The following is a 19,286-nucleotide window of genomic DNA, read 5'->3' as shown; positions in this document are numbered from 1 at the left end:
CCTCGGGGATCCGGTGACTCACGCCCTGCAGCTCGTGGAACGGGTAGGGGCCGTGCACCCATTTCTCCGTGGCGTGAGCCGCAGTGGACCCGAGTGCGATGTCCTCGGTGCCCCAGACGTAGAGGGTGGGAACCGCACCGGGACACGGCCGCGGGAGAGGACTTCAACATCGTCGCCCCCACCGCCCTGAACGTCCGCGGCTTCGCCCACATCGCGGCCGCCTGGTTCGGGCAGACCGCGACACTCGAACCGGTCACCTGGGACCAGTTTCGCCAGACCACATCCCCACAGCACGCCGAACAGAGTTGGGACCACCTCCACCGCAGCCACTGCCTCACGATCGAGAAGGCCAGGACCCTCCTGCGCTACACGCCACGCTACGAGCCGGAAATCGCCGTGCTCGAATCAGTACGCTGGCTGATCGAGCACGGCGAACTGGACGTCGCCGGCCCGTTGGTCGCCTGAGAACGCCGGTCCGCGCATCGGGTTCGCCGGCCGCCCGGATCCGCACCCTGCCGCAACGAACGGTGCCCGGCTTCGCCATGCACGGCACGCACAGCGCCGACCGGGACCGCGTCCGGGCCGATCCGGTTCACCATCGCGCGCGCAGCACCCCGTCGCTGTCGGGCAGGGCCGCGTGGAACAAGGGATGCTGTGCTTCGGCGTCCAGGGTCAGTACGCAGGCTGCCCGGGCGCCGGCCACCAGAACGGCGAGTCCCTCGTACTCGGTGTCGTCGACGATCACGTGGCTGATCGTCTCGTCCTGCGCCTCCCAGACGAACTCCACGGACTCCTCCTGGGGCAACGCGGCGAGGACCGCGCCGACGTCGGGGTCCAGGTCGGGCCAGACGGACACCAGGGCGCGGGGGCCGAGACCGGCGCGCACCCCGTCGAGGTTCGCCGCTGTGAGGCGGTGCCAGCGCGTGGCGTTCCGGATACTGGTTTCCTCCAGGAGCGCTGCCCTCCGCGTGTCGAGCTCCGCTCGCACGCGCTCCCAGAAGTTTTCGTCGGCCGCCTCGGTCACTTCAGATTCCTCCAGGTCCACGGCGTAGGGGGAGGCGTTCATCGGTTCCGGGAAGAGGCCGAGTTCCCGTGTGCGGGCAAGGGCGCCCGCACAGCGCCTGTCGCTGCCCACGTAGACGTACTGGTCCCACCCGACGTGCACGGTGAACGCGTCCCCCGCCTCCAGCCGACACCAGGCGCCTTGGTCGCGGAGCATGGCCCGGACCAGTTCCAGAGCTACCGGTAGGGAGATCTCGGCACCGTCGTGGTAACCGGACAGGTCAGGCGGGAAGAGCCCATCGAGACCGTGTCCCCCGACCGGCGGCTCCACGCCGAAGTGGACGTGCCCGGCGACCGCGGGCTCGCGGATCTCCAGCCGGTCGATGCCCGAGGCCTCCGCGAAGGCGGCGATCGCGTCCAGATACGCCGCTTCGACCGCGCCGTGGTCGCTGACCGTGTCCTCGGTGCCGGTGTAACCGCCGTGTTCGTCGCGGTCGGCAGGGTCGTACTTGGTGATCCGATAGACGAAAGGTGGCATGTTGCTCCCAGCGAGTGGGCACGGTGCCGAGGGGTGACCGAGGCCCGCACAGTCACGTCGCGCGGCTCTCAGTCGCCCGTCCCTGCGCGTGCCAGGCGGATGCGGCGCATAGGTACGTCGACCTCAGTGATGCGCACGGTCATCTCATCACCGATACGAACTGCACGTTCGGGGCCCACTGGTGGTAGCTCGGAGCAGTGCACCAGCCCTGCTGTCCCAGCATCGAGACCTACGAAGATCCCGAACGAGACCAGCTTCGTGACCCGGCCGCGAACGACACTGCCGACGCGATCGGACCAAAGGCTCCATGGATTCGGTTGCAGGGCTACCAGGGACAGCACCGCCTGCCCACGCAACTCCGTATCCTGGGAAAGGATCTGGGCGGTCACGCGCTGCCCCGGCGCCACGGCCTCATGACATGAAGTGATCCATCTCCATGACACCTCCGGCGGAGGGATGAACCCCGCCGCCGCTTCTGGAGCTCCGTCGAGATCAACGAACACTCCGAAGTTCTCGACCCCGGTAACGACCCCGGTAACGACGTCACCTGGGTGGAGCGTCATGAGGAAGGCGCGCAGGGCTTGGGAGGGAAGCGGATAGGTCACGGCCAGACCCTAGTCCGCGGATGAGTACCGCCGTACTGCTCCTGCTCCACGGCCGAAATGCGATGCGGTGCGGTGCGATGTGGCCGACGAACCTTTCATCCCTCACGAAGCCGCCACGCCCTGAACGGGCGCGAGCACTGCCGGGGATTGTCAGGGACTGCTGGGTACTCTGAGGACTGCTAGGGACTGCTGGGGAGTGCTGGGGACTGCCACCCGGACTAGGCAGTCGTCAGCTTTTGGCTGCGCGGGTGGTTCTCCAGAGCCCACCGCACGGTCTTCGGCGGGCGCCCGAGCAGGGTTTCCAGTTCGTCCGTGAGACCGCCGTAGCCTCCGCGGCCGATGATCCGGGTCAGGGTCTTCAGGTGCTCCGCGATGTGCGGGTACGCGGACATGTGGGTGTCCACGTAGGTCTCGTTCCAGGTTTCGATGTCCTCGGGAACATACGTGACCGGGCGTCCCAGCACGGCCGCGAAGTCCTCCGCGATTCCGTGCATGTCCTTCAGCTCCGGGCCGGTGAACGCGTAGGACCGGGAGATGTGCGGCGCCGGGTCGGTCAGGATCTTCGCGCACAGTTCGGCGACGTCGTACCCGGCGATGGGGGCGAGCCGGTGGTCGCCGAAGGGCAGGCGCAGTTCGCCGTCGGCCAGTTTGCCCAGAGCCAGCCAGGTCATGATGGGGTTCTCGACGAAGAAGGCCGCCTGGATGTTGACGGTCGGGACGCCGGACCACTCCAGCACCTGCTCGGCGACCCAGTGGGCCCGTTGCTGCGGCGACCAGTTGGCGACGAGTCCGCCGAGCCACGCGAGGCGCTCTTCCTCCGGCGCGGTCATCTTGTCGAAGGTCATGAACGACTGCTCGTACTCGGAGATGTTGACGAACACCTCAATGTCGCCCTGGGCCCGCGCCGCCGCGGCCATCAGGCTCACCGCGTCGGTGTAGTACGGCGACAGGCTCATGCTGAAGTAGACGCGCCGAACGCCCTTCAGCGCCGCGGTCACGTCGGCGATGGTGAGCAGGTCACCGACGAAGACCTCGGCGCCGGCCTGGCGGAGCGAGTGGGCGCGTTCGTCGTCCTGCCGCACGAACGCCCGCACAGGCTGCCCTTGTTCGAGCAACGTGTCGACCATCGTTCGGCTCACACCACCGATTTCGCCGGCGGCACCGGTGATCAGCATGGGATTGCGCTCTGACATCGAAGTGACCTCCGTCTGGTCGGGGTGGGTCAGCGATGCGGAAGGTGGGGCGGGTGGGCGACGGCCGTCGCGGTGAGGGGCCGTCTCCGCGCGAATCGGCTCGTCATCCGGCCAGGCGGTTGATCTTGCGGATCTGCTTGTCGAAGGCCCCGGCGGGCACGAAACGGCGCAGGATGCTGACGCGTCCGGCCGTGGAGCCGGCGGTGTAGCGCAGCTTCGGCCTGGCGTCGGTCGCCGCCGCGACGATCGCCTTGGCGACGACGGCGGGCGCGTCACCGTCCCTGACGGCCTCCGCCAGCAGGCGGTCGACGGTCTGACGCTGCACGGCGTAGGCGGGCAGGGGGGTGTCCGGCTTCGCACTGTTCGTCTCGAAGCCGGTCCTGGTGTACGCGGGTTCGACGAGCAGTGCCCGAACGCCGTACTCCCGGACCTCGTGGTCCAGGGACTCGGTGTAGCCCTCGATCGCATGCTTGGAGGCGGCGTAGACGGCCATGTACGGCTGGGGCATGAACCCGAGTACGGACGAGATGTTGACGATGCGACCCCTTCGCTGGGCGCGCATGTGAGGCAGAACTTCCGTCACCATGCGCATGACGCCGAAGACGTTGGTGTCGAAGACGGACTGGGCCTGCGCGACGGAGGTCTCCTCCGCCGCACCCGTCGAGCCGACGCCGGCGTTGTTGACCAGGACGTCGATCCGGCCGAACCGCTCGTTCACTTCCTGGACCGCCGCCGCGACCGAGGCGTCACTGACGACATCGAGGCCCACAAACGTCACGCCGTCGAGTGGGGTGACACGAGAGGTGTCGCGGCTCGTGCCGATCACGTCGAACCCTTCTGCGACCAGTGCCCGCGCGGTTTCCCTGCCGATGCCGGATGAGGCACCGGTGACGAGCGCCACCGGTCGATCTGTTCGATCTGTCGTCGTCATCATGACTCCCACGCCCATAGAAAACCGATCGGTTTCCCCCACCGTAAACCGATCGGTTTTCATTTGCAAGCCGAAGCGAGGAAGACGACCGCAGGCTGTGAGGGCAGTGGCACACGGGGAGGGTCAGCTCGCGGGAGAGAGTCACGACATCACCCCCTTCCCTTGCGGCGCATCCCGGACAAGAAGGCACCCCGCGCTCCGACGACGGGGTCGAGGCGGGCAGGCGGGCAGGCGGCGCAATGGTGAAGGCCTACGCGCGGCCGATCTCCACCCCGCGGCAAAGCCCGATCGGCGCCTCGCCCGGTCGCCGCCCGACGAGGATCCAGCAGATCGCGCGCCTACCGTCTCACCGGCGCCGTTGCCGACCGGGCCGCAAGCTCCCCACCTGCGGCGCGCCCGGCAACACCCTTTCGGGCACACGGAGCTCCCCCGTGTACCGGGGTACGCCGGCGACAGGGAAACACCTGGAGGGGCGAGGCGTCAGCGCGCGCCCGCCGCGTCGAGCAGGGTGATCACCGTGGGGGCGACGAGCCCGGTCAGCGTGTCCGCCCCGATGCCCGCGCGGGCGCTGGCGCCGTCGAAGACCAGGCTGAGCTGCCGGGCCAGCAGACCGGGATCACTCGCCCCGCCCCGCTCCGCCTCGCCACGGAAGAAGGCGGTCAGGTTCTCCTTGACCTGACGGGCGACCCGGCTCGCAGGGTGGTTCTGGTCCTTCAGCTCGATCTGCGCGTCCAGGTAGGGGCAGCCGTAGAACTCGGGCCCACCGGATTGCGATTCCACCTGCGCGAAGACATGCAGGATCCGCTCTCTGGGGGAACGGTCGTCATCCGCCGCGGGCAGAAGTGCCGCCACGTAGGCGGCAGTGCGCCGCTCCAGGCTCGCCGCGAGCAGTTCGTCCTTGCTCGCGAACAGCTGGTACATCGAGCGCTTCGACACCCCTGCCGCTTTGCACAGGGCCTCGACGCCGATGCCGACGCCGTCTCGGTAGGTGAGTGTGGCCGCCGCCTCCAGCAGCCGCTCCCTCGGGCTTGATTTCGTCTCGGTGGTCATGCTGCGAGGTTAGCTCGATTCCGACCGAATATAAACCGATCGGTTTCATGGCGGCGTACGGGACGCCCGTGATCACACCGTCGGCGATCCACAGAGGTCTGGCGCGCAGGACGCGGAAGGGGTGACTGGCGCCCATGGCCTACACGTCTCTCGTTCGGTGGGTGCGGAGCGTTTCGCCGGGGACTGCCGGCCGGATCACCGCCGGCGGGCGCGCCGCTTCGCCGGCACCGCGCCGGGCGAGTACGGCCTGGACCGACGGGTGGGCGGCCAGTTTCGGCGGAAGCCTGGGGCTCGGACTCGGCGATCACCCCTCGGCGTCACGCGCGGCAGCCATCCGTACTCCCAGTGACTCGGGTCTGGAACTCGCCCGCTCGCGCAGCGAGAAACCGAACAGTTTCCGCACCGTAAAATGATCAGTTTCCGCACGCAAGCCCGAGTCGCGTCACTGTCTCCGCCGCCGCAGACCCCACCCCCGCCCCCGCCTCCGCACCGCGCGGCGCAGCACGGCCGCCTCCTTGGACTTGCACCCGGAAACCGATCGGTTTACTGTTGCTGAAACCGATCGGTTTCTCACTCTGTGGAGGTAGTCATGACCGCTCTCAAGGGCGCAAACGTCCTCGTCACCGGCGGCAGCCGCGGCATAGGCAAGGCCCTGGTGGAGGAGCTGTACGCCCGCGGCGCCGGCAAGGTCTACGCCACGGCCCGCGACCCGCTCACCGTGACGCACCCCGACGCCGTGCCGGTGGCTCTGGAGGTCACCGACCCCACGGCCGTAGCCGCGGCCGCCGCGCAGGCGGACGACGTCACCGTACTGATCAACAACGCCGGCGCCTCGGTCGGCGCGTCCTTCCTGCACTCCCCGGTCGAGGACGTGCGCCGGGAGTTCGAGACCAACTTCTACGGCCCTCTGCTGGTCACCCGGGCCTTCGTGCCGGTCATCGAGCGCAACGGTGGCGGACACATCCTCAACGTGCACTCCGTGCTCTCCTGGCTGGCCCTCGGCGGCTCCTACAGCGCGTCCAAGGCCGCACTGTGGTCGCAGACGAACTCCCTTCGCCTGGAACTGCAGCCGCGCGGCATCGGCGTCACCGGACTGCACGTCGCCTACGTGGACACGGACCTGACGGCGGGCGTCGAGGCACCCAAGTCCACTCCTCGTGATGTCGCCGCTCTGGCCCTCGACGGCATCGAGACCGGAGCGTACGAGGTGCTCGCCGACGACATCACCCGGCAGGTCAAGGCGGGCCTCGCCGGAGACCTCGCGGGCCTGTACGCCCAGCTGGCCAAGTAGCAGTAGCAGTAGCCGACCGATCAGCCGACAGCCGTAACCGAGCAGGAAGAGGAGCCGACGAGATGCCCAGCCAGGATCCACGTCCCACGATCCACATCCCGGGAACCACCACGCACACCATCGCCCCGCGCGCGGGACGCGAAGGCCACGAGGGAACGCTGCGCTACCTCAAGGCGGGCACCGGCGCTCCGCTGGTCCTGCTGCACACCGTGCGCACGCAGGCCGAACACTTCCGCCTCCTCATCCCGATGATCTCGGACCGGTACACCGTGTACGCCCTCGATCTGCCGGGGATGGGTTACTCCGAGATCGTGCCCGGCGCGTCGTACGACGAGCCGGCGATGCGCGCGGGCGTGGAGAGGCTGCTGACCGAACTCGACCTCCGCGACGTGACGCTGGTCGGGGAGTCCATGGGAGCGGTGCTCGCCCTGACCACCGCGGCCGCACTGCCGGAGCGGGTACGGCGCGTCGTCGCGGTGAACGCGTACGACTTCAGCGGCGGGATCGCCCGGTCCGGTCTCCTCGCCCGCGTGGTGGTGAGCGGTGTCCTCACTCCGGGAGTGGGCCCGGTGCTCGCCGGGGTGGAGCCCAAGCCCGCTCTCAGCAAGATCCTTCAGGGTGGCCTCAACGACAAGAGCGCGCTGCGGGAGGACTACGTGGACGAGCTCCTCCAGGTGGGCGGCCGCCGCGGCTACCCGACCGTCGCGCGGGCTGTGTACCAGAGCCTGCCCAGCCTCATCGCGGCCCGCTCGCTCTACTCCGCGGTCAAGGCCCCCATCCATCTCGTCTACGGGGAGAACGACTGGTCCCGGCCCTCGGACCGGCAGGCCAACAAGAAGCTGCTGCCGGCCGCCGACTTCACGCAGGTGGCGAAAGCGGGCCACTTCATCGCCCTGGAACGGCCCGACGTACTGGCCGACCTGCTGACCGCTGTGGCGTGACGAAGCCGCGAGCGCCGTGGCCACCCCCGTTCGGGTGTAGTGCGAGAGGGTGGCCGGGTTCGACCATGTCGCGCGACAGCGTCGTCACACGCGGAGGAGCGTTACATGGCAGAGATCCAGATCGAGTTCGACGTTCCGGCCGAGATGCGGGACGGCACCGTACTGCGCCGATGTCTACCGCCCGGGGGCACAGGGCCGTGGCCGGTGTTGCTGAGCCGACTGCCGTACGGGAAGCAGATGCCCCTGGCGATCGCGGTCCTCGATCCCCTGACGGCGGCTCGGCGTGGCTTCATGGTCGTCCTTCAGGACACCCGTGGCCGGTTCGCCTCCGAGGGTGAGTGGGACCCGTGGACGCACGAGGAGAGCGACGGGTACGACACCGTACGGTGGGCCGCCGCCCTTCACGGCGCGAACGGCTCCGTCGGCATGATCGGCGCCAGCTACTTCGGCAACACGCAGTGGATGGCGGCGCTGTCCAAGCCGCCGGAGCTGAAGGCGATCGCGCCGATGGTCACCTGGTCCGACCCGGACGACGGGCTGTGGACGCGCGGCGGCGCGATCGAACTCGGCATCACCGCGCCCTGGTCCCTCATGATGGGCGCCGACGCGCTGACGCGCCGGCACAGCACCGACCCGGCCGCGCTCGGCGGCAGCCTCGTCGGTCTCGTTCAGGATCTCGACGGCCTGTCCCACGACTGCTACGGCGAACTGCCCGCCGGACGGTTCCCCGCGTTCGCCCGGCACGACCTTCCCGAGCTGGGCTACGAGCGGTCCCGGCGCGAACCCGAGTGGGCGCGTTCCTCCCGCGTCGCGGGCCGGCACGACGAGGTGGACCTGCCCACCTTCCAGGTCGGCGGCTGGTACGACATCTTCGCCCAGGGCACGCTCGACAACTTCACGGCCATGCGCCGCGCCCGCCGTTCCGCCACGCTGATCATGGGTCCGTGGAGTCACGCCAACCAGCAACACGTCATCGGCGACGTCAACTTCGGGTTCGGCGCGAACTCCGCCTTCATGGGCATGCGCGGACCCCTGGTCCGCCGCTGAACAGGCCGAACAGGCCGAACAGGCCGAACAGGCCGAACAGGCCGAACAGGCCGAACAGTTCACCTACGATCCGGCGGATCCCGTGCGCACCACCGGCGGCGCGGTGCTGATGACCGACGAGTTCCGTCCCGGGCCCCTCGACCAGAGGGATGTGGAGGCGCGCGAGGACGTTCTGGTCTTCACCACCGAACCTCTCGCCGAGGACGTCGAGGTGACCGGCCGTGTCAAGGCCGTGCTCTTCGCCGCCACGGACGGGCCCTCGACCGACTGGGTGGCACGACTGTGTGACGTCGACGCGAACGGTGTCTCCCGCAACGTGACCGACGGCATCGTGCGGGTGCGCGCGGCGACGCCCGGCGAGCCGGCCGAGCACGTGGTGGACCTGTGGTCGACCAGCATCGTCTTCCGGGCCGGTCACCGGATACGGGTCCAGATCACCTCCAGCAACTTCCCGCGCTGGGACCGCAACCTCAACACGGGCGAACCCGAGGAAAGCGCGGCCACGGCCCGAGTGGCCCGCCAACAGATCTTCCACGACCCCGACCGGCCCTCCCGCATCGTCCTGCCGGTGGTCCCGGGCTGACAGGCGAGAGGCGGCAGGCGTCCCGCCGGGAGCGTTGGTCTGCGGTGGGACGCCTGGCCGCCGCCCGGCCGGAGGAAACCGGCACCCGGTCGGCCGGCGGGAACGTGCCGGCCTCGAACTCGCACTCTGCCCCGGATCGGCGGGTTGCCCGCGCGGGCATGGATCCGGGCCGCGGCACGGCCGGGCCCCTCGCCGCCGGAAAGCCGATCGGTGTACCAAAGAGGAAACCGATCGGTTTTCTTACGACTTCCTACGCCTCCCGGAGCCGCGACCCATGTCTCCCCACGCCACCTCAACCATCTTCGTCATCGGCGGTACAGGCGCCCAAGGAATTCCTGTCGTCCGCGCCCTGGTCGCCGACAAGAAGTACTCCGTCCGGCTCCTGACCCGCGATGCCACCTCCCCCCGTGCCCAGGAACTCCTCGCGCTCGGAAACGTCTCGATCCTCGAAGGTTCGTTCGCCGACGAGGACGTACTGCGCGAAGGATTCCGCGGCTGTGACGGGGCGTTCATCAACATCGACGGATTCAACACCGGCGAGAAGACGGAGACCTACTGGGCCTTCCGCAGCTACGAGATCGCGATCGAAGAGGGAATCAAGTTCTACGTCTACGGAAACCTCGACTACGCCCTCAAGAAGTCGGTCTACGACTCCAGGTTCCGCACCGGGCACTTCGACGGAAAAGGCCGCATGGCCGAATGGATTCTGTTCCAGAACGAGAGGAACAGGGACCGAATGGGGGCGGCGGTCTTCACCTCGGGTCCCTACATCAAGATGGTGATCTCCCCGCTCACGCCGATGACCCCCGGCATCGAGGACGGCGTCGTCACGTGGCGCGTCCCGCTCGGCGAGGGAGCCGTCCCGCACGTGGCACTCGACGACTGCGGATTCTACGTCCGCTGGCTCTTCGACCATCCGGAACGCGCCAACGGCATGGATCTCGAAGTCGCCGTCGAGCACATGACCTACGCCGATTTGGCCGCGGCGTTCGAGAAGGTGACCGGCCGTCCGGCGCAGTACATCGACACCGACCTGGAAACGTATTGAAACCATCCGGACCTGAAGGGGATCGCCGATGACCCCGCCGGATACAACGCCGACCCCGGCGACAAGAGCACGATGAGCTTCCGTGACAATTTTACGGGCTTCTGGAACGTGTGGAAGCACGGCATCATCACCAGGGACTACGCCCTCCTCGACGAGATCCACCCCAACAGGATCAGAAGCGCCGAGGAATGGTTCCGCCGAGAGGACCGGTTGGGGAGGGAACTCGGCAAGGGAAGCCTCTGGGAGCGAGTGCAGCCGGAGAACTGGACCATGGAATCCGCGATCCTCAAGAGCAGCGCCGACTTCCGGACGGGCACGCTGTAGACGGACCGGCCTCAACCGATGCGACCGGTCCCGCCGGGGACGTATGTCTGCCGATCGCCGACGACTCCCACGTAGGTACGCACGCACGAGGACATCGGTGAACAGCCCGACACCATGAGCGCGTTGCGGATGAAAGCCGGGCGCCCGGTCAGGGGCGATCCGGGGCGTGTGCCTCTTCCGCGGAGGGGGCCTGCCCCGAACTGAGGCCGTCCAGCAGGAGATCGCCGAGTTCGGAGAAGGCGTCGCCGGCCGTCAGGCCCGTGCTCTCCAGGAGGACCCCCGACTGGACCGCGTCGATGGTCACGGCCACGACCTGGGCGGCGAAATGCCCGTCGAGCTCGCGGAAAACGCCGGCCCGCACGCCCTCCTCGATCAACTCGTGGACCCGGTGCGCGGCGGCGGCGGAGTTCTCGCGGTAGATCTGTGCCGTCGGCTCGTACCCGACCATGTCGTCGTAGAACGCGTGGGAGTGCCGTCGCATGGCCGTGCCGACGCCGGCGAGGTAGACCCGGATGCGCCGACGGGGGCCGGGCTCGGCCAGGACGGCCTGCTCGATCTCGGCGGTCGCGTCCCGGAAGAAGGCGCGGGTGACCGCCAGCACCAACTGCTCTTTCGTCGAGGCCAGGCTGTACAGCGTCGCCTTGGAGCACCCGAGCCGCTGGGTGAGCTCATCCATGGTCACCGCGGTGAAGCCCTCGGCCAGAATGATCGCCTCGGCCTGGCGCAGCAGTTCGTCTCGCCGGCGCGTGTCGACGACGCGCCTGCGCGCCGTTTTGCGCGGGCGCCGGTCGCGCGAGTCAGTGGGGGCCGTCACCGCAGCAGTCTCCCATGCATGTCTCCCCCGGGACCGGCGGGCGATCGCCCAGCCCGTCCCGAGCTTGACAAAAAGGTACTGGCGCACCACGCAACGTACCCCGACGGGTTCAGCGGAGCCGATAGGAGCTGCGCCAGGCCGTCGGTCCCGGCTGTCCGAGGACGTCGCGGAGGATGGCGCGCTTCTTGTCCGCCCACTCGTTCGGCTGCACAGGCGCTTCAGGGACGGCTACGGCTGCTGCTGCGGTGCGGGCGCGGACGACGGCGAGTGCGGCGGCGAGTTCCTCGGGGGTGGGGTTTCCCCGGACGACCTTGATGGTCATGTCGGCTCCGTGGAGGGGGTTGAAGGGGTTAGGGGGTCAGAGGGGGATGTTTCCGTGCTTCTTCGGGGGGAGACTCTCGCGTTTGGTGCGCAGTTGGCGCAGGCCGCGGATGAGGTGGCGGCGGGTTTCGGAGGGGGTGATCACGGCGTCGACGTAGCCGCGTTCGGCCGCGGTGTAGGGGTTGAGGAGGGTGTCCTCGTACTCCTGGATGAGGCGGGCGCGGACGTCTTCGCGTTCGGCCTCGGGGGCGGCGGCGATGGTGCGGCGGTGCAGGATGTTGACCGCGCCCTGGGCGCCCATGACGGCGATCTGGGCGGTGGGCCAGGCGAGGTTGAGGTCGGCGCCGAGGTGTTTGGAGCCCATGACGTCGTAGGCGCCGCCGAAGGCCTTGCGGGTGATGACGGTGATGAGGGGGACGGTGGCCTCGGCGTAGGCGTAGATGAGTTTGGCGCCGCGGCGGATGATCCCCTCGTGTTCCTGGCCCACGCCGGGCAGGAAGCCGGGGACGTCGACGAAGGTCAGGACGGGGACGTTGAAGGCGTCGCAGGTGCGCACGAAACGGGCGGCCTTCTCGGAGGCGTCGATGTCCAGGCAGCCGGCGAACCGCATCGGCTGGTTGGCGACGATCCCGACGGGGTGGCCCTCGACGCGGCCGAAGCCGGTGAGGATGTTGGGGGCGAACAGTGCCTGGGTCTCGAAGAACTCGGCGTCGTCCAGGACGTGTTCGATGACGGTGTGCATGTCGTAGGGCTGGTTGGCGCTGTCGGGGACGAGTGTGTCCAGCTCCAGGTCCTCGCCGGTGACGGCGAGGTCGGCCTGCTCGGGGAAGACCGGGGGCTCGCTGAGGTTGTTGGAGGGCAGGTAGGACAGCAGCTGCCGGACGTAGTCGATGGCGTCCTTCTCGTCGCCCGCCATGTGATGGGCCACGCCGGAGGTGGCGTTGTGGGTGCGGGCGCCGCCCAGCTCCTCGAAACCGACGTCCTCGCCGGTGACGGTCTTGATGACGTCGGGGCCGGTGATGAACATGTGCGAGGTCCGGTCGACCATGACGGTGAAGTCGGTGATCGCGGGCGAGTACACCGCGCCGCCCGCGCACGGGCCGACCACCAGGGAGATCTGCGGGATGACGCCGGAGGCGTGGGTGTTGCGGCGGAAGATCTCGCCGTACATGCCCAGCGCCATCACCCCTTCCTGGATGCGGGCGCCGCCGGAGTCGTTGATACCGATGACCGGACAGCCGGTCTTCAGCGCGAAGTCCATCACCTTCATGATCTTCTGGCCGAACACCTCGCCCAGAGACCCGCCCAGCACCGTGAAGTCCTGCGAGAACACGGCCACCGGACGGCCCTCGACCGTGCCGTAGCCGGTGACGACACCATCGCCGTAGGGGCGGCTTCGTTCCATCCCGAAATCGGTGGAGCGGTGCCGGGCGAACTCGTCGAACTCCACGAAGGAGTCCTCGTCCAGGAGCAGTTCGATGCGCTCACGGGCCGTCAGTTTGCCCTTCGCGTGCTGCTTCTCCACCGCGCGCTCGGAGCCGGCGTGCGTCGCCTCGTCGATACGACGCTGCAGGTCCGCGAGCTTCCCCGCGGTCGTGTGGATGTCGGTTGCGGACGTATCCGTGGGCTCGGCGCTCACCGGATGGATCCCTTCTTGCCGATGTCGTCGCGGGCTGTCGGCCGCGCGCCGGGGTTCCTACGGTTCCGTGTCGACCCCTGCGTGACGCCGTACCGGCAGGACGTCATCGCTGTCCGCGACGGAATGCCCACCGAACCCTTCGGTACTCGATTTCACTCAGACGGTACTCAGTACCATGGGCGAGGGCAAGAGACACCGGACACGGGGTCGGGGTCGGGGTCGGGGTCGACAAGGGCGACGGTGACGGTGACGGTGACGGTGACGGTGACGGGAGAGGATGGGTGGTCATGAGCAAGCCATCTGCGCGGATGCGACTCGCGGATGCCGCGTTCGCCCTCTTCGACGAGTGCGGCTACGAGCAGACCACCGTGGACGACATCGCCGAGCGGGCCGGGGTGGGGCGCACGACGTTCTTCCGGCACTACCGGTCCAAGGAAGGGGTCATCTTCCCCGACCACGACCGGTTGCTGGAGCTGATCAAAGACCGGCTGACGACGTCGAGTCATCGCACCGCACTGGTCTCCGTGTCCGACGCGGTCCGCCTGGTGCTGCTGCACTACATCGACGAAGGCGATCTCGCCCGGCGACGGTACGCGCTGACCAGCAAAGTTCCTGCCCTGCGCGACCGGGAGATCGCCAGCGTGGCGCGATACCAACGGCTGTTCCGTGAGTTCATCGCGGACTGGATGGGTGACCCGACGGAGTCGGCGTCGCTGCGCGCCGAACTCATGGCGGCATCCGTCGTCGCGGCCCACAACCATGTGCTCCGCCGATGGCTGCGCGGCGAGTCGACCGATCCGGTCGCGGAGATCGACGAAGCCATGCGCGAGGTCCTCGCGCTCTTCCCGGCACCCAGTTCCCCGCAGGACGACGGGCGCGGTACCACCGTCGTCGCGTTCCGGACCGGTCACGACCTCGACGCCCTGCTCCCCGAACTGCGGCGTCTCGTCGAGGGAGAACCCGGGCAGTGAGCCGGGGACTCGGGGTGGGCCGATGGAGCCGGCGATCGCCGGGTGATGCCGCGCACATACGGACAGGTACGCCCTCTCGTGCGTGTTAGCTTCCGGCCGTGATTTCCCCAGCTATGGACGGATACGCGCCCGCGGACGGAGCGACAGGGCACGGCCCGGTTGACGGTTCGCCCGGCACCCGTGACCCGCTCGGCCTGCTCGACCTGTTCGGCGAGCCCTTCGTCCGCGATCCCTATCCCTGGCTGGACCTGCTGCGGTCCGAGGATCCCGTGCACCACGACCCGGTGACAGGGCTCTGGTTGGTCAGCCGCCACCACGACGTGCGCCGAGTACTGCTGGACCCGGACGTCTTTCTTCCCGACAACGCCCAGCACACCGTCACTCCCCTGCCCGTCGCCGTGCTGCGGGTCCTCGCCCGTGGCGGCTTCGCCCTTCCGCCCGCGCTCGCCAACAACGGCACCCCGTCCCACCCCGGGCTGCGTCGCGTGGTCACCCGGTTCTTCCACGCGAACCGTGTCGCGGACGCCGTACCGGTGATCGAGCGCATCGCCGACGAACTGCTCGACGAGGTGCGGTCGCGGATCGACGCGACGGGCAGCTGCGATCTGTTCACCTCGTTCGCCCAGGTCCTCCCCTGCCGGGTGCTGATGGAACTGCTTGGCATACGGGGCGTCGAACCGTCCACCCTGATCCGCTGGAGCGACGCGTCGCTGGAGTTGTTCTGGGGCAGGCCCACGAGGGAACGGCAACTGGAACTGGCGAGCCTCGTCGTGGACTTCCACCAGTGGCTCACCGCGACCGTGCGCGGCGGCACCGCCTCGGCCGACTCGTTCATCGGGGCGCTCGCCCGTCACCGGCTGCCCGATGGCAGGCCGTTGGACGTGGAGACCGCGGTCGGCGTGTGTTTCTTCGTCTTCATCGCCGGCCAGTCCACGACCGGGCAGCTCATCACCACCGTACTGCGACGCGCGTTGGCCGAGTCCGGTATGTGGTCGCGTGTGCCCGGGGAGGCGGGCCTGGCCGAGGCATGGGTGGAGGAGGTCCTGCGACGTGAGCCGCCCGTGACCACCTGGCGCCGGGTGACGGCTCGGCCCACCCAACTGAACGGGGTGGACCTGCCGGCGGGCGCACAGTTGCTGGTGATGCTCCTGGGCAGCGGATCCGATCCGGAGGTCTTCCCGTCCCCGGAACGCATGTGCCCGCACCGGGAGAACGTCCGCCACCATCTGGCGTTCGGCGTCGGCCGTCACCGCTGCCCGGGCGCCTCGCTGGCACGCACGGAGGCAGCGGTCGCCCTGCGGGCCGCGGCCCGCGGGCTTCCGGATGCCCGACCGGCGGTCCGGGCCGGGGAACCGCCGATGCTCGGCCTGTTGTCGTTCCGAGCCCCCTTGGAGATGGTGGTCGGGTAACAGCGGCCCGCGTGTCGAAGCCGTGCCTCGCCGCGCGGGCCGAGCGCTTGAGCATGCGTGGCGGACGGGCGTACGGAGCTCACACGGCACCGCGGTCGGCGACGCGGTCGCGGCGGCTCGACAGGTCGCGCCGGTCGTCGGCAACCGGGTGCGGCCGTCACCACGGCATGCACCGCCGGGTCCGGCCTTCGTCGCGGCCCGTCCTCGCGTGGCCGTCTCAGCGCCGAGTTGCTCGGGTGGGCGCCAGGCGACCGGTTCCGTCGTGCGGGGGCGCCGATCAGCGGCATGCGGCGGACCACCTCACGTGCCTTCTCGCGCAGTTCTGGCGCCCAGGTGCCGCCCTCCGTCGGGGCGGACGTCCCTGTGCCGACCGAGACCCACACGTCAGCGAGCAGGCCGTCCAGAAGCAGCCCCCGCGGCGACGCGATTCGCTGCGACGCCGCGTCCGGCCCCGCGATGACACGATCAAGCAGCGGATCCCTGACCGTCCATGAGGCCCTGGATCGCGGACAGGACGGCCTCCAGAGCGCCGGGCGCCGAGGCGAGGGCGGGCAGGGAGACGGAGGGCCAGGCGTTGTACTCCTTCGACGGCAACACCTGCAGCCTCGCCGCCAGTTCGGGAACGGCCGGCAGCGACGCCGCGAACGCTGCCGCGCGCTCGCGGCCGAGGTGATAGGTGATCGACCCGAAGGCGAAGGAGAGATCGTCCCTCGTCGGTCCGTCCTGCAAGGACAGAGTCCACAGCGGCACGTGCCGCCCGGAGACGGGGTAGTAGGCGGACATGCTGCGGTACTTGGCCGTGCCACCCTCCGGCCGTCCCCACGCCGCCGCGTGATCGAGCAGGGCGGCGGCGATCCGCCGTACCTCGGGATCGCGGCGGGAGCCGATGGACGCGTCCATGTCGGCCCGCGTGGTCCGCTGGGTGGTGCGGCGGCCGGAGGGGGATTTCGCCGCCGTGGCGACCTCCCCGTGAATACGCGGAACGAGGACCCGCAGGTCTCCCCCGCCGCGATACTGGGTCAGCTCCACCGCGTACACGTCGGTCTGCCGCATCTGCCGGTTCAGGAACTCCACGATCGCCCGCAGTTCCAGCGGAATCCGGTCGGCGACGAACAGCAGCCGCATCTGCCCCGCGGCCAACCGCTCCTCCACCGTCGTCCAGAACTCGTCCGGGGAGCGCTCCCCCAGAAGCTCACCGTACGCCTCGTCCAGCGGTCGCCCGTCCTTGACGCAGGTCTCCTCGAACGAACGCCGGAGCAGCGCCGCCGGCCAGTAACGGGCGGCGTTCGCCGCGTAGTCCAGCATCTGGCCGACGACCTCACGGCGGATACGCGTGTCCGTGGCCCGCTTGACCTCCACCAGCGTCGGCACACCGTCGGCGTCGACGAAGAGATGGTCCAGCCAGTACGCCGCCCCGCTCTCCGTGTGGGTCGCCACCCCCATCTCCCGGGCCACCAGCACCAGCCGCAGCGGTCGCCCATCGGCCAGCGACCCGAAGTCCAGCACCCGAGGATGACGCGCCAGCAACTCCTGGAACTCCTCCTCCGTCTCGAACCCGGCAAGCTCCAGCGCCTGCAGTTCCTCACCCAGGACGAACACCGGCTGATCAGTCATCCGCTCCCCACCCCTCTCGCACCCGCCGCCCAGGACGCCTACGCCGCGCCCCGACGAAACGTACGCGGGACAGGCTGCCTGGACCGAATCCACATACGGCAGGACGGTCGTGCGGGTACGATGCCGCACGCCTCACAGAGGCAGGAACACGCCTATCGGGGCAGGCGGCCCAGCACCACACGCAACCTCTCCCGCCCTGCCGTGACGCTCGCGTCCCACAGGCCCGAGGCGTCACCGCTCAGCGAGAGCGACTGCAGCCGTTGTTCCTCGGCGAGGAGGTCGGCACTCGACACGTTCCGGTCCAGCAACCCCATCGCGGTGAGCGCCGCATGACCGCAGGACGCCGCCTCATCAGCGTTTCCGGACCCGTGGGCCAGCAGCGCATACCGCAGGCAGAGGACACCGAAGAAGGCGTAGGTATCGGCGACATCCGTGGTCCCCTCCTCGTTCGGCTGAAGCTCAGGGAACCGCTCCAGCCGGTGTACGCGCCTGGGAGACCGCCGCGCCGCCCGCGCCCACACCGTCCTGACGTCCGGGGGCCGACGGCGCCACATGACCGCGCCGTCGGAGACGGTGTCGGACCGGGTGCGGGACCGGGCCATGTGACTGTCGTGGGCGGGCGGCCCCGATCTCAGCATCCTCGCAGTGCCGTGGTGTGGCCACACCGGCTGGCTACCGTCGATGCGATCGGACCGCTGGTCGCGGACAGTCGGTCCCGCCCACGGAACCAAGATCGATTGTCAGTGGTGGGTGAGAGAGTAGAAGCATCGGGTCGGAACGAGGGGGAGCCACCATGTCCGGAAGCCAGAACTACATCAATCACGTCGCTCTTGTGCTGGACGCCAGCTCGTCCATGTCGCACCTGAGCCGCAAGGTCGTGGAGGTCGCCGACCAGCAGATCGCCTACCTCGCCCGCCGGTCGGGGGAGTTGGACCAGGAAACCCGCGTCACGGTCTACGTCTTCGCGGACAAGGTCGAGTGCGTCATCTATGACAAGGACGTGCTGAGGATGCCGTCCTTGAAGCAGTTGTACCGGGCCGGTGGAATGACCGCCCTGCTGGCGGCCGCGCTGAAGTCGCAGGGGGAGCTGGCGCAGACGGCTCAACTGTACGGCGACCACAGCTTCCTGACGTTCGTACTGACCGACGGCCAGGAGAACGCGAGCCATCGCTGCCCGGATGTCTCTGCCAGGGATCCCCGCGACCTGGTCAAGGCGGTGTCCGAGATGATCGCGACACAGCAGGACAACTGGACGCTGGCCGTCCTGGTGCCGGACCAGATGGGCAAGCGCGAAGCCATGCAGTGCGGTTTCCCGAAGGACAACATCGCCATCTGGGACGCCACGAGCACCCAGGGGCTGGAGGAAGCCGGACAGGTCATCCGGCAGGCCACCGAGAACTTCATGGTCGGCCGTACCCAGGGCATCCGGGGATCGCGAGCGGTGTTCTCCACCGGTGCGGAGGCGGTCAACAAGGACACCATAGAGGCGGCCGGGCTCACCCCGGTGGACCCCTCGCAGTACCAGCTGATCCCGGTGGCCCGCGACGCGGCGATCCGGGACTGGGTCGTCGAGTGCGGGCACGCCTACCGCACCGGTGGTGCGTTCTACCAGCTGAGCAAGTCGGAGAAGGTCCAGGCGAGGAAGCAGATCGCGGTGCTGGAGAAGAAGACGGACCGGGTGTACACCGGGCCGGAGGCCCGAGCCCTGCTCGGCCTGCCGAACACGGAAGTCCGCGTCAAGCCGGACCACAACGACGACTTCACGATCTTCGTACAGAGCACCAGCGTGAACCGCAAGCTCGTACCGAACACGCGCCTGTTGCTGATGCTCTGACGGTCGGCTTCGGTGTCGCGAGGTCTGGCTCTGTCCCGGGCCAAGAGCACGTGACGTAAAGAGTTGGACGGCGTGACGTGGCGGCTTGTAGCTTGAGTCGGCTGTGACGCCGTCCGAGGAGGTGAGACCCA

The 19,286-nt window shown here is 68.9% G+C and carries 19 protein-coding genes and 1 pseudogene; 10 read left to right on the top strand and 10 right to left on the bottom strand.

Annotated elements, in window-relative coordinates:
* Nucleotides 1-93 precede the first annotated feature (93 nt).
* A complete protein-coding gene (locus STRBO_RS0121720) occupies nt 94-465 on the top strand; it encodes an NAD-dependent epimerase/dehydratase family protein (RefSeq protein WP_005473840.1) in 372 nt (123 codons plus the stop codon).
* Between the two features lie 127 nt (nt 466-592).
* Here STRBO_RS0121720 and STRBO_RS0121715 read toward each other — a convergent pair whose 3' ends face one another.
* The 5 genes from STRBO_RS0121715 to STRBO_RS0121700 all read right to left on the bottom strand — a co-directional run bounded on the left by STRBO_RS0121715 (nt 593) and on the right by STRBO_RS0121700 (nt 5,319).
* Complete coding sequence (locus tag STRBO_RS0121715; protein WP_005473842.1) at nt 593-1,540, bottom strand: hypothetical protein; 948 nt, start codon at nt 1,538-1,540, stop codon at nt 593-595.
* A gap of 68 nt (nt 1,541-1,608) precedes the next feature.
* A complete protein-coding gene (locus STRBO_RS41830) occupies nt 1,609-2,145 on the bottom strand; it encodes a S1 RNA-binding domain-containing protein (RefSeq protein WP_005473844.1) in 537 nt (178 codons plus the stop codon).
* A 218-nt stretch (nt 2,146-2,363) separates the two neighbouring features.
* The gene (locus tag STRBO_RS0121710; protein ID WP_028796783.1) at nt 2,364-3,338 is read right to left on the bottom strand and encodes an NmrA family NAD(P)-binding protein; all 975 of its coding nucleotides are present in this window, start codon (nt 3,336-3,338) and stop codon (nt 2,364-2,366) included.
* A gap of 103 nt (nt 3,339-3,441) precedes the next feature.
* Complete coding sequence (locus STRBO_RS0121705) at nt 3,442-4,287, bottom strand: oxidoreductase (protein WP_005473848.1); 846 nt, start codon at nt 4,285-4,287, stop codon at nt 3,442-3,444.
* A 462-nt stretch (nt 4,288-4,749) separates the two neighbouring features.
* Nucleotides 4,750-5,319, bottom strand: coding sequence for a TetR/AcrR family transcriptional regulator (locus STRBO_RS0121700; RefSeq protein WP_005473850.1), 570 nt, complete (start codon nt 5,317-5,319; stop codon nt 4,750-4,752).
* Nucleotides 5,320-5,908: 589 nt separating this feature from the next.
* Here STRBO_RS0121700 and STRBO_RS0121695 point away from each other — a divergent pair.
* The 6 genes and pseudogenes from STRBO_RS0121695 (at nt 5,909) to STRBO_RS0121675 (ending at nt 10,553) form a co-directional block, all read left to right on the top strand.
* On the top strand, nt 5,909-6,610 hold the full coding sequence (locus STRBO_RS0121695; protein ID WP_005473854.1) for an SDR family oxidoreductase: 702 nt from the start codon (nt 5,909-5,911) through the stop codon (nt 6,608-6,610).
* 62 nt (nt 6,611-6,672) lie between these two features.
* Nucleotides 6,673-7,551 (top strand): alpha/beta fold hydrolase, encoded by an 879-nt coding sequence (locus STRBO_RS0121690; RefSeq protein WP_005473856.1) that lies wholly within the window; start codon nt 6,673-6,675, stop codon nt 7,549-7,551.
* A gap of 105 nt (nt 7,552-7,656) precedes the next feature.
* Entirely contained in the window at nt 7,657-8,598 is a 942-nt protein-coding gene (locus STRBO_RS44750; protein WP_005473857.1) for a CocE/NonD family hydrolase, read from the top strand.
* Between the two features lie 61 nt (nt 8,599-8,659).
* A pseudogene (locus STRBO_RS44745) lies at nt 8,660-9,181 on the top strand (CocE/NonD family hydrolase); the annotation flags it as partial.
* A gap of 274 nt (nt 9,182-9,455) precedes the next feature.
* The gene (locus tag STRBO_RS0121680; RefSeq protein ID WP_005473859.1) at nt 9,456-10,229 is read left to right on the top strand and encodes an NmrA family NAD(P)-binding protein; all 774 of its coding nucleotides are present in this window, start codon (nt 9,456-9,458) and stop codon (nt 10,227-10,229) included.
* 72 nt (nt 10,230-10,301) lie between these two features.
* Nucleotides 10,302-10,553 carry a hypothetical protein gene (locus STRBO_RS0121675; protein WP_005473860.1) on the top strand — a complete coding sequence of 84 codons (252 nt, stop codon included), beginning with the start codon at nt 10,302-10,304 and terminating at the stop codon, nt 10,551-10,553.
* A 148-nt stretch (nt 10,554-10,701) separates the two neighbouring features.
* On the opposite strand, the gene STRBO_RS0121670 is transcribed toward STRBO_RS0121675, so the two are convergent.
* The 3 genes from STRBO_RS0121670 to STRBO_RS0121660 form a co-directional block, all read right to left on the bottom strand.
* The gene (locus STRBO_RS0121670; RefSeq protein WP_005473861.1) at nt 10,702-11,367 is read right to left on the bottom strand and encodes a TetR/AcrR family transcriptional regulator; all 666 of its coding nucleotides are present in this window, start codon (nt 11,365-11,367) and stop codon (nt 10,702-10,704) included.
* A 109-nt stretch (nt 11,368-11,476) separates the two neighbouring features.
* Nucleotides 11,477-11,689, bottom strand: a complete 213-nt coding sequence (locus STRBO_RS0121665; RefSeq protein WP_005473862.1) for an acyl-CoA carboxylase epsilon subunit — start codon at nt 11,687-11,689, stop codon at nt 11,477-11,479.
* A 36-nt stretch (nt 11,690-11,725) separates the two neighbouring features.
* On the bottom strand, nt 11,726-13,327 hold the full coding sequence (locus STRBO_RS0121660) for an acyl-CoA carboxylase subunit beta (RefSeq protein WP_005473863.1): 1,602 nt from the start codon (nt 13,325-13,327) through the stop codon (nt 11,726-11,728).
* A gap of 287 nt (nt 13,328-13,614) precedes the next feature.
* On the opposite strand from STRBO_RS0121660, the gene STRBO_RS0121655 reads away from it, so the two are divergent.
* Both STRBO_RS0121655 and STRBO_RS0121650 read left to right on the top strand, forming a co-directional pair.
* Nucleotides 13,615-14,298: a TetR/AcrR family transcriptional regulator gene (locus tag STRBO_RS0121655; RefSeq protein ID WP_028796781.1), complete on the top strand. Its 684-nt coding sequence runs from the start codon at nt 13,615-13,617 to the stop codon at nt 14,296-14,298.
* A gap of 113 nt (nt 14,299-14,411) precedes the next feature.
* Nucleotides 14,412-15,707, top strand: a complete 1,296-nt coding sequence (locus STRBO_RS0121650) for a cytochrome P450 (RefSeq protein ID WP_005473866.1) — start codon at nt 14,412-14,414, stop codon at nt 15,705-15,707.
* A gap of 465 nt (nt 15,708-16,172) precedes the next feature.
* Here the strand turns inward: STRBO_RS0121650 and STRBO_RS0121645 are convergent, their stop codons facing one another.
* Together STRBO_RS0121645 and STRBO_RS0121640 are read right to left on the bottom strand one after the other, a co-directional pair.
* Nucleotides 16,173-17,321, bottom strand: coding sequence for a PDDEXK family nuclease (locus STRBO_RS0121645; RefSeq protein ID WP_037627471.1), 1,149 nt, complete (start codon nt 17,319-17,321; stop codon nt 16,173-16,175).
* A gap of 152 nt (nt 17,322-17,473) precedes the next feature.
* A complete protein-coding gene (locus STRBO_RS0121640) occupies nt 17,474-17,923 on the bottom strand; it encodes a hypothetical protein (RefSeq protein WP_005473868.1) in 450 nt (149 codons plus the stop codon).
* Between the two features lie 191 nt (nt 17,924-18,114).
* Here STRBO_RS0121640 and STRBO_RS0121635 point away from each other — a divergent pair, with 191 nt between their 5' ends.
* The gene (locus tag STRBO_RS0121635) at nt 18,115-19,155 is read left to right on the top strand and encodes a vWA domain-containing protein (RefSeq protein ID WP_005473869.1); all 1,041 of its coding nucleotides are present in this window, start codon (nt 18,115-18,117) and stop codon (nt 19,153-19,155) included.
* Nucleotides 19,156-19,286 lie beyond the last annotated feature (131 nt).

This window comes from Streptomyces bottropensis ATCC 25435 (assembly GCF_000383595.1).
Classification (GTDB): Bacteria; Actinomycetota; Actinomycetes; order Streptomycetales; family Streptomycetaceae; genus Streptomyces; species Streptomyces bottropensis.
The sequence above is the reverse complement of the archived record's forward strand: the minus strand, read 5'-3'. Positions and strand labels throughout refer to the sequence as shown.

Coding starts and splice junctions, on each gene's coding strand:
- STRBO_RS0121690 (WP_005473856.1), top strand. CDS start 6,673: ATGCCCAGCCAGGATCCACGTCCCACGATCCACATCCCGGGAACCACC.
- STRBO_RS0121665 (WP_005473862.1), bottom strand. CDS start 11,689: ATGACCATCAAGGTCGTCCGGGGAAACCCCACCCCCGAGGAACTCGCC.
- STRBO_RS0121700 (WP_005473850.1), bottom strand. CDS start 5,319: ATGACCACCGAGACGAAATCAAGCCCGAGGGAGCGGCTGCTGGAGGCG.
- STRBO_RS44750 (WP_005473857.1), top strand. CDS start 7,657: ATGGCAGAGATCCAGATCGAGTTCGACGTTCCGGCCGAGATGCGGGAC.
- STRBO_RS0121705 (WP_005473848.1), bottom strand. CDS start 4,287: ATGGGCGTGGGAGTCATGATGACGACGACAGATCGAACAGATCGACCG.
- STRBO_RS0121715 (WP_005473842.1), bottom strand. CDS start 1,540: ATGCCACCTTTCGTCTATCGGATCACCAAGTACGACCCTGCCGACCGC.
- STRBO_RS0121655 (WP_028796781.1), top strand. CDS start 13,615: ATGAGCAAGCCATCTGCGCGGATGCGACTCGCGGATGCCGCGTTCGCC.
- STRBO_RS0121640 (WP_005473868.1), bottom strand. CDS start 17,923: ATGGCCCGGTCCCGCACCCGGTCCGACACCGTCTCCGACGGCGCGGTC.
- STRBO_RS0121645 (WP_037627471.1), bottom strand. CDS start 17,321: ATGACTGATCAGCCGGTGTTCGTCCTGGGTGAGGAACTGCAGGCGCTG.
- STRBO_RS0121650 (WP_005473866.1), top strand. CDS start 14,412: ATGGACGGATACGCGCCCGCGGACGGAGCGACAGGGCACGGCCCGGTT.
- STRBO_RS0121695 (WP_005473854.1), top strand. CDS start 5,909: ATGACCGCTCTCAAGGGCGCAAACGTCCTCGTCACCGGCGGCAGCCGC.
- STRBO_RS0121680 (WP_005473859.1), top strand. CDS start 9,456: ATGTCTCCCCACGCCACCTCAACCATCTTCGTCATCGGCGGTACAGGC.
- STRBO_RS0121635 (WP_005473869.1), top strand. CDS start 18,115: ATGTCCGGAAGCCAGAACTACATCAATCACGTCGCTCTTGTGCTGGAC.
- STRBO_RS0121710 (WP_028796783.1), bottom strand. CDS start 3,338: ATGTCAGAGCGCAATCCCATGCTGATCACCGGTGCCGCCGGCGAAATC.
- STRBO_RS0121675 (WP_005473860.1), top strand. CDS start 10,302: ATGAGCTTCCGTGACAATTTTACGGGCTTCTGGAACGTGTGGAAGCAC.